Origin of the sequence: Paratractidigestivibacter sp. (assembly GCF_052362415.1) — a bacterium.
In the GTDB taxonomy this organism is placed as follows: domain Bacteria; phylum Actinomycetota; class Coriobacteriia; order Coriobacteriales; family Atopobiaceae; genus Paratractidigestivibacter.
Genome location: NZ_DAWEMK010000075.1, coordinates 1 through 8,433, shown reverse-complemented (window position 1 = coordinate 8,433; position 8,433 = coordinate 1). Strand labels below are relative to the sequence as shown.

Here is an 8,433-nt window from a genome sequence, read left to right as displayed (position 1 = left end):
AACTCCCAGGAGACCCGCCGCCAAGCGTCCGACTCCGTGCTCGACGAGCGGACCCTGCGCGAGATTTACCTCTCCGGCTTCGAGACCGTCGTCCGCGAATCCGCGCCCAAGACCATCATGAGCTCGTACAACCTGGTCAACGGCGTGTACGCGAACGAGAATGAGCACCTGCTTAGCGAGATTCTGCGCGACGAGTGGGGCTTCGACGGCGCCGTCGTCACCGACTGGGGAGGATCGAACGACCACGCGGCGGGCGTCGCCGCGGGCTCGACCTTCGAGATGCCGGCCCCCGGCAAGTCCTCCGTCCGCGACCTCATGGCCGCGTTCCGCGACGGACGCGTGACCACCGAGCAGATCGACGCGCGCGTCGACGAGGCCATCGAGGTCGCGCTCGCGACGCGGGCGGCGGTCGAGGCGGCTTCGAGCAGCTTCGACGCGGAGGCCCACCACGAGCTCGCGCGCAAGGCCGCGGCCGAGGGCTGCGTCCTGCTCAAGAACGACGCGCCCGCCGAGGGCGCCTCTCCCCTGCTGCCGCTTCCCGCCGCCACCAAGGTCGCCCTCATCGGCGACTTCGCCAAGACCCCGCGTTACCAGGGCGCCGGCAGCTCGGCCGTCAACTCCACGAAGGTCGACTCCCTGCTCGACACGATCGACGGAAGCGGCCTTGCGCTCGTGGGCTACGAGCCCGGCTTCGAGCGCCACGGCGGCGCCGACGAGCAGAAGCTCGCGGCCGCCCTCGACCTCGCCGGCAAGGCCGACGTCGTCATCCTGGCCCTCGCGCTCGACGAGATCGCGGAGTCCGAGGGCGCCGAGCGCCCGACCATGCGCATGAACCAGAACCAGGTCGAGCTCCTCAAGGCCGTCGTGGAGAAGAACCGCAACGTCGTCGTGCTCCTTTCCGCCGGCTCCTGCGTCGAGTCCGCCTGGATGGAGAAGGCCCCCGCGGTCCTCTACTGCGCGCTCGGCGGTCAGGCGGGCGCGGGCGCCGCGCTCGACGTCGTCACCGGCAAGGTCTGCCCCTCCGGCAAGCTCGCCGAGACCTGGCCCCTACGCTGGGAAGACGTGCCCTCCTCCGCCGGCTACCCCTCCGACCAGAAGCAGGCCCAGTACCGCGAGGGCATCTACGTCGGGTACCGTTACTTCGACACCGCCGGTCGCGAGGTCGCGTTCCCCTTCGGCTACGGGCTCAGCTACACGACCTTCGCCTACAGCGACCTGCAGGCCACCGCGAGCGGCGTGAGTTTCACCGTCGCGAACACAGGTAAGGTCGCCGGCGCCGAGGTTGCGCAGCTCTACGTGGCCAAGCCCGACCACCAGGTCTTCCGCGCGGAACAGGAGCTCAAGGGCTTCGCGCGCGTCGAGCTCGCGCCCGGCGAGTCCCGCGAGGTCACGATTCCCCTGGACGACAAAGCCTTCCGCTACTTCAACGACCGCACCGGCTCCTGGGAGACCGAGGGCGGCGCGTACGAGCTGCGCATCGGTGCGAGCAGCCGTGACCTCCGCCTGAGGGCGACGCTCGAGGTCGCCGGCACCGGCGCCCCCGACCCATACGAGGGCCGCGACGTCAGCTCCTACGAGTCCACGGACGTTCTCGCCGTGGACGACGCGTCATTCGAGGCGCTCCTCGGCCACGCGGTGCCCGACGAGGGGCCGGCGATCGGGCGCAACATGTGCTTCCGCGACCTCAACCACGGCCGCTCGCCCCTCTTCTGGATCGTCTGGGCCGTGCTCAAGGCGATGAAGTCGCACAGCGAGAAGTCCGGCAAGCCCAACCTCAACGTGCTCTTCATTTGGAACATGCCGCTGCGAGCCCTCGCAAAGATGACCAACGGCATGGTCAACATGCGCATGGTCGACGCCCTCGTCATGGAGATCCGCGGCTTCTGGATCATCGGCATCCTCCGCTTCATCGTCGAGTTCGTCGTCAACCTTGCCCAGAACGCCACGTCCAAGTAGCCGCCAGAAAGGAAACCGATCATGAGCTTTAAGACATGGACCGAGGAGCACCAGGCGATCTGGGAGTTCATCAAGTTCAACGTGCTGTCCAACATCTCGACCATCACGCGCCTCGTGTGCGCGGCCGGCGGCGCGGCGCTCTTCGTCAACACGATGCAGCTCACGCAGCCGTTCCAGTTCCTCATCTTCAACTACACCGACCCGGGCTCCAACGGCCTCGGCGGCTTCCTCACCTTCCTCGTGGCCGAGGTCATGGCGCAGGTCGTCAACTTCTTTGTCCAGATGAAGTGGGTCTTCAAGTCCGAGGGCGGTTACGGCGACGCCGCGTGGAAGTACGCGATCCTCGCCGTGCTCATCGTGGTCGTCAACCTCGTCCTCCCCGGCTACGTGACGAGCTTCTGCCAGGGCACCTTCGGCATGGACGCCGCGCTCGCGAGCACCATCGCGTCTGTGGTCAACACCCTGCTCGCCGTCGTCGTGAGCTTCCCGCTCCTCAAGTTCTGGATCACCAAGTAAGAAGGACGCGCGAGCTTGGGGCAGCGATCGTTGAGCACCACAATCCGGAGTTTGCTAACTAGCTGCTGAGTCCAGGGCCGGCAATCGAGCACCGGAATCGGGGACCGTTGTTCAGCGCACACCGGAATCGGGGACCGTTGTTCAGCGCACACCGGAATCAGGGGACGTCGGTAACCGTCCACCAAAACCCGGGACCGTCGGTAATCATGCACCAAAAACCGGGAGGGTCGGTACCGACGCTCCCCGATTCCGGTGCGCGATTACCGACGGTCGGGCTTTCCCGCACGCGATTACTGGCGGTCAAGCTTTCCGGCACACGACCGCCAACGGTCAGGCTTTCCGGCGCACGATCACCGACGGGCTACCTTTCCCGCGCGAATACACCGGCAGCCGGCCATTACGTGGCCAGCCATTGCCCACGCAACGCCGGTAAGAAGCCCCTACGCCTCCGCGCTCCACAGCCCATGAAGGTTGCACAGCTCGTAGACCGTCACCGGCGCGTCCGCCGGCACGCGGAACGTCGCCGCAGGCGCATCGCCCGGTGCGAGGTGCGCCACCTGCAGGCGCCTCTCGCACGCGACGGCGATGAACTGGATATGATGCTCGGCCAGCATCGGGTGCTCGACCGCGCCCACCCGGACGCGCAGCTCGTCGCCGGAGCGCGAAACCGCAGGCACGTGCTTCTCGTGCGCCCCATCGGTCGTGCCCGCGCGCATCAGCTCCATCGGCTCGCCGCAGCAAACGGGCGCTACTCCCCCGTCGATCAGCACAGCTACGACGTTTCCGCAATGCGCGCAACGATAGAACTTCACAGCAGACATAGCGTCTCCCCTCGCCTCGCAAGCGGTCGCCACCTTCAGTGCTTGTCTACCCATAAACCGTCTATCAGCGAGCTACTTTCCGCTATTTCCGCCCGTAGACCTCGATGGCGCGGAGCTCCCAGTCGCGGCGGTTGCCCTTGACCACGGTGTCGAGGATGAGGCCACACACGAGCATGAGCGCAGCGAGCCCGCAAAACGCCACGGCGAGGATCGCCGTCGGGAACCTCGGGACCAGACCCGTCGCCGCGAACTCGGCGATCACGGGAATGCCCAGTACAAGCCCGATGACAAAGAACACGAGCGCGATCAGCGAGAAGAACCCCCAGCGGCTTGTAGTCCTTGAACAGCGAGAAGATCATCTTCAGGACCTTGATGCCGTCGGAGACGGTGTTCAGCTTAGACTCGGAGCCCTCAGGGCGGTCGCGGTAATCGATTGGCACCTGGACGATGCGCCAGTTCTTGTCGACCGCATGGATGGAGAGCTCAGTCTCGATCTCGAAGCCCGGGGAGAGCACCGGCAGCGTCTTCGCGAACTCGCGGTTGAAGGCGCGGTAACCCGTCATCACGTCGGTGTACTCGAAGCCGTAGAGCACCTTGATGAGCCAGCGCACGAGATCGTTGCCAAATCCGTGCCCGGCGCGCTTGTTCTCCGCGGCGTAGGTGCCGTTAGAGAGGCGGTCCCCTACCACGTGATCCGCCGTGCCATCGAGGATGGGGGCGATGACCTCGCGGACCTGCTCGATCGGGTAGGTATCGTCGCCGTCGACCATCACGTAGCAGTCGGCATCGATGTCGCGCAGCATCTGACGGACCACGTTGCCCTTGCCCTGACGCCCCTCGTGAACCACAACCGCACCGTGCTCGGCCGCGATCTCGGCGGTCCCGTCCGAGGAGTTGTTGTCGTAGACGTAGACCGTCGCTTCGGGCAGGTACTTCTTGAAATCGTCGCACACCTTCGCGATGGTGAGCGACTCATTGTAGCAGGGCACGAGCGCGGCGATTATTGGCTGGGCATTCGACATAGATATCTCTCCGCAGAAAGCCGATCTTAAGGTTGAAAACTGTGATAAATACTAGACTATGCCATCTCGTAAGCAATGCGCGCCAGGTAACATTTATAGCTACAAAGATATGAGACCCGCTCTAGAATAATGGTATCCACTAGGAGACATGCTTGCCACTCGTTAATTCTGAAGATAAGAACCAACCTGGCACTGCCATCGCAAACACGAAAACAAGGGTTGTCGGCTACGACATCGCAAAAGTCCTCGCGATGTTCCTCGTGGTCCTGCTTCATTACTCTTTTTACGTCGGAAGTATCCCCGACTCAAGAATCACAAGAGCAGCAATGGCAATCACCGTGGTTTGCGTGCCTACCTTCATAACCGTGAATGGCGCCATATTGCTCAATAAACCGCTAAACGTAAAGAAGCATGCACGCAAGCTGCTCAGGGTAGCGATGCTTCTCTTTATTTGGAGAGGCATTCATATTGTCGCCTATCGCATACTGGGATCCCCCAGCATCGGCGTCGCGCAGGTCGTTTCCATCCTCCTCGGGAACACCGGCGTGGATGGCTACCTTACCGGCCATTTTTGGTTCCTCGAGGCTCTTATCGCTCTTTACGCAATCCTTCCAATTATCAAACTCGCATTCGATAACGAGGATAAACGTCCCTTGGCCATCGCCATCGGAGCGTTGGCTCTTTTAACATTCGGGCTGGATGGAATCAGATCTGTCGCAGAGGCCTTCTTCGGAAGCCCTGGAACCAAGCTGAGCGCCACGCTTCAGCCCATATCTAATCTAAATATATTCGGGCCCTATGGATACCTGATAGTTTATTTTGTTGTTGGCGGGTTTCTTGGCTCAAAGAGAGCCACGGATGCCGTAAGAAAGCATTCCCCGACGGCATTCGCGCTTGTCGCGCTCGCCATTGTTTCTGTTGGTATCACTGTTGCTCTTCATGAAGCTCAATACAGCGGCAAGCTAGTTGGTCCCTTTTCGACAAAAAATGGGTACTGGCTCCCCATGACCTTACTTGAGACAATCGCACTGGTCATTTTATGTTTGGCGTTAGGTAACGCCATAAATAGCAGCAAGATCAAGAGATTTGCCACCTTCATGGGCTCGAATACTCTAGGTGTTTATCTTCTGCACATGTTTGTATTGACAGCAGCGGCAAGAACTCATGTCGTCGACTATTTCATTCCTCAAAGCCTATCTCCAGCGACTCGCCTCATCATCTCAGCGCTCTTCGTCCTGTCGATACAAGTGCTTCTCTCAATTGTCTCTGATCTATTAAGAAAAACACCTGCTGTAAAATGGTTGTTCAGTCTTTAGGATACATATAGGGATCGAAACAAAATCTTGCGAGAACTCGCGTATCCACCAATTGCAGCTGGAAACTGGAAAGGGCTCTTTTTTGATGAAGCAACAAATAAAACTTCGCTGGCTGCTGCCCATAGCACTCGCTTTGCTGTTCACCCTTGGCGATACTGTCGCCGCGAATAATGGCAAGCTAATCTTCGACACGATCTCTTTTGCGGCATCTCTGGTGCTTTTCGCCGTTTTCTTTGTTGCGCTGTTCGCGATCGTCGATTTCGTACTCGCCGGCAGCGGCACGTTGCAATTGGAAAAGAATGCAATTGTCAAAACAATATCCAATGGCGCTTCTGCCGTTGACCGTTTTTTGTTCAGCAGGAACAAGCAGACATCAACGGCTATCATGTGTATCGTTATTCTTCTCTGCTGGATTCCGTGGCTGGTGCTCTTTTTCCCCGGTATTTACTGGAGCGATACATCCCAAGAGCTGCTTGAACACTTCGGACTTGTTACCTTGTCCGATCATCACCCCTATTCGATGACACTCATACTTGGATGGTTCGCGGATTTGGGGAATAGCCTGTTTAACAGCGTGAGCAAGGGTTTGTTCGTTCTTATTTGTATTCAAAGCGCAATCGCGATTTACTTTTTCTCTCGGTTTATCTGGGAACTTCACGATAGCGGACTTGGCTGCATCGGAAGTTTGGCGCTACTTTGCTTCGTGTCGCTCTTCCCCTTTATCCCTCTAATGTTTTGCTCAGTCGCAAAAGACACCCTATCCTGCGCCTTCTTCCTTGGATTTGCTCTGCAACTATTCCTAATCGTTAAATCAAACGGCAAAGAGCTACAAAACCCGCGGGTATTGATCGCCATGATCGTATGCGCGCTGATATCCTCCCTTACAAAGAAAACCACCGGCTATGTAGTACTCCTTTGTTTTGTCCCTCTTCTGCTTGCATATCGCAAAAAGGAATCGTTGGTCAGGTCGGCGGCTGCGGCAGCAGTTGTATTCGCCATAGTCTTCATCGTGTTCCCGAAGCTTATTCTTCCGGCATTTTATGTTCAGCCGGGCGGAAAGCAGGAGGCCATCGCGACGCTCATCCAACAGGTCGCGCACGACGTCACCTTCAACAGCGATGACCTCACCTCAGAGGACCGCAGCTTAATTGATGACTTTCTGCTGGTGGACTGCGACGAGATTCCCTCGCGCTACAACTGGCAGATTGTCGATCCGGTCAAGGAACGAGGCCTCCATAACGATAAGCGAATGGGAGACTTCGTAAAATTGTGGGCAAAGAACACCTTGAAGCACCCTAGAGGCCACCTAGAGTCTTGGCTCGGCCTCGTGGATGGATGGATTACGTTCCGAACCGATCTGGCTGGAACACCGAATTACATGGTAGTGCTGACGTATTCCGGGTGGCACGACGATGGAATAGAGACGTGCACAGACTGGAATGACCAGATCACCAGCGGCGGCAAGTCAGCGGAAACCATCTACCGCGCCGTTCAATCAATGCCGGTTCTTAACGTATTGTTCTTTAGGAGCACATGGGCAACGATTGTGCCGTTGTTAACCTTGTTCCTTTTGCTCGACAAATCCCGCAACAGTCGACTCCAACGACTGGTTTTGGCCATGCCGGTGCTTGCTTCGCTAATCCCTTTGGCTATTGCTCCTGTCTCTGTGATGGGAGGGGAGCCAACCCGATATGTATTTGCCATCGTGTGCGCGGCACCGCTCCTCATAAGCGCTTCTTGCGTTCTAAATCAGGAGAAATCCTCAGATTCGGCGTCCGGTAAAAACCGATAACGAATTACTGAGCTTTATCAGCGAGCCAGCCGAGACCAGCCGCCGCATACGCAGCGGCGCACAGCGGCAAGGCCCCATCGTCGAACCGGATCCTCGGGTCGTGCATCGAGAAGTGCTCCTCGGCGTCCCAGGCGGCAGCACCAACTGTGAAGTACGCGGATGGCACGCGCTCCGAGAAGAACGCGAAGTCCTCAGCGCCCAGCGTATGCTGGATCCCGCGGAAGCGCATCTCCGGCTCGGCCGCGCCTACGTACGCGAGGCACGCATCCGTCATCATGCTATCGACAACCAGCGGCGGGACGTCCGAGAGGTCCTCGACCTCGGCCGAGACGCGGTAAGTCGACGCGACGCCTCCGACGACCTCTCGAACACGAGTCTTGACCTTGGCCATGACCTCCGCGTCGAACGCCCGCGCCGTGCCCTCGAGCACGCACTCGTCCGGGATCACATTCGGTGCGCTGCCGGCCTCGAACTTCCCGATGGAGAGCACCACCTCGGTCCCCGCGGCGAACTCACGGTGCATCGCCTCATCGATGGCAAGGTGCACATGAACTCCCGCGATAATCGGGTCGATGCACTTATGCGGCATAGACCCGTGCCCGCCATGCCCGCGCAAGCGGATCCGAAAACCCCATACCCCAGCAGATTGTTCCTCCCCATAGAGCATAAGTCCCATCGGGCAGCGGCCGTTCACGTGCAGTGCAAAGGCGGCGTCCACGTGCGGGGACTCAAGGACTCCGTCGGCGACGACCGCTGCGGCTCCGGTAAGCGTCTCCTCCCCCGGCTGAAATAGGAGCTTTACACAACCGCCGAGCTCGCGGATCGCGCCTTCCCGAGCCCTGAGCAGCCGCGCCGCACCCAGCAATGACGTCGCGTGCATATCGTGCCCGCAGGCATGTGCGCAGCCGTTGACGGAAGCCCACGGCTCGCCTGAGCGCTCGGCGACCGGCAGCCCGTCCATATCCGCGCGAAGGAGCACGCAGGGGCCTGCAGCGTCCCCGATAACCGCA

General features: G+C 59.7%; 7 protein-coding genes. 4 read left to right on the top strand and 3 right to left on the bottom strand.

The features are described from left to right. Nucleotides 1-1,956, top strand: a 1,956-nt coding sequence (locus tag ACT84W_RS07760; protein ID WP_444328787.1) for a glycoside hydrolase family 3 C-terminal domain-containing protein, incomplete at its 5' end; no start/stop codon positions are given. A 21-nt stretch (nucleotides 1,957-1,977) separates the two neighbouring features. Beyond that, entirely contained in the window at nucleotides 1,978-2,472 is a 495-nt protein-coding gene (locus tag ACT84W_RS07755) for a GtrA family protein (RefSeq protein WP_418829246.1), read from the top strand. A gap of 440 nt (nucleotides 2,473-2,912) precedes the next feature. On the opposite strand, the gene ACT84W_RS07750 is transcribed toward ACT84W_RS07755, so the two are convergent. Together ACT84W_RS07750 and ACT84W_RS07745 are read right to left on the bottom strand one after the other, a co-directional pair. Then, the gene (locus ACT84W_RS07750; RefSeq protein WP_432290993.1) at nucleotides 2,913-3,293 is read right to left on the bottom strand and encodes a desulfoferrodoxin family protein; all 381 of its coding nucleotides are present in this window, start codon (nucleotides 3,291-3,293) and stop codon (nucleotides 2,913-2,915) included. A gap of 35 nt (nucleotides 3,294-3,328) precedes the next feature. Further along, nucleotides 3,329-4,315, bottom strand: a complete 987-nt coding sequence (locus ACT84W_RS07745; RefSeq protein WP_444328786.1) for a glycosyltransferase — start codon at nucleotides 4,313-4,315, stop codon at nucleotides 3,329-3,331. A gap of 152 nt (nucleotides 4,316-4,467) precedes the next feature. On the opposite strand from ACT84W_RS07745, the gene ACT84W_RS07740 reads away from it, so the two are divergent. Then, on the top strand, nucleotides 4,468-5,631 hold the full coding sequence (locus ACT84W_RS07740; RefSeq protein ID WP_444328785.1) for an acyltransferase: 1,164 nt from the start codon (nucleotides 4,468-4,470) through the stop codon (nucleotides 5,629-5,631). Between the two features lie 85 nt (nucleotides 5,632-5,716). Continuing rightward, a complete protein-coding gene (locus ACT84W_RS07735) occupies nucleotides 5,717-7,423 on the top strand; it encodes a DUF6020 family protein (RefSeq protein ID WP_444328784.1) in 1,707 nt (568 codons plus the stop codon). A 4-nt stretch (nucleotides 7,424-7,427) separates the two neighbouring features. Here ACT84W_RS07735 and ACT84W_RS07730 read toward each other — a convergent pair. Then, on the bottom strand, nucleotides 7,428-8,433 hold a 1,006-nt coding region (locus ACT84W_RS07730), incomplete at its 5' end, for a M20 family metallopeptidase (protein ID WP_444328783.1).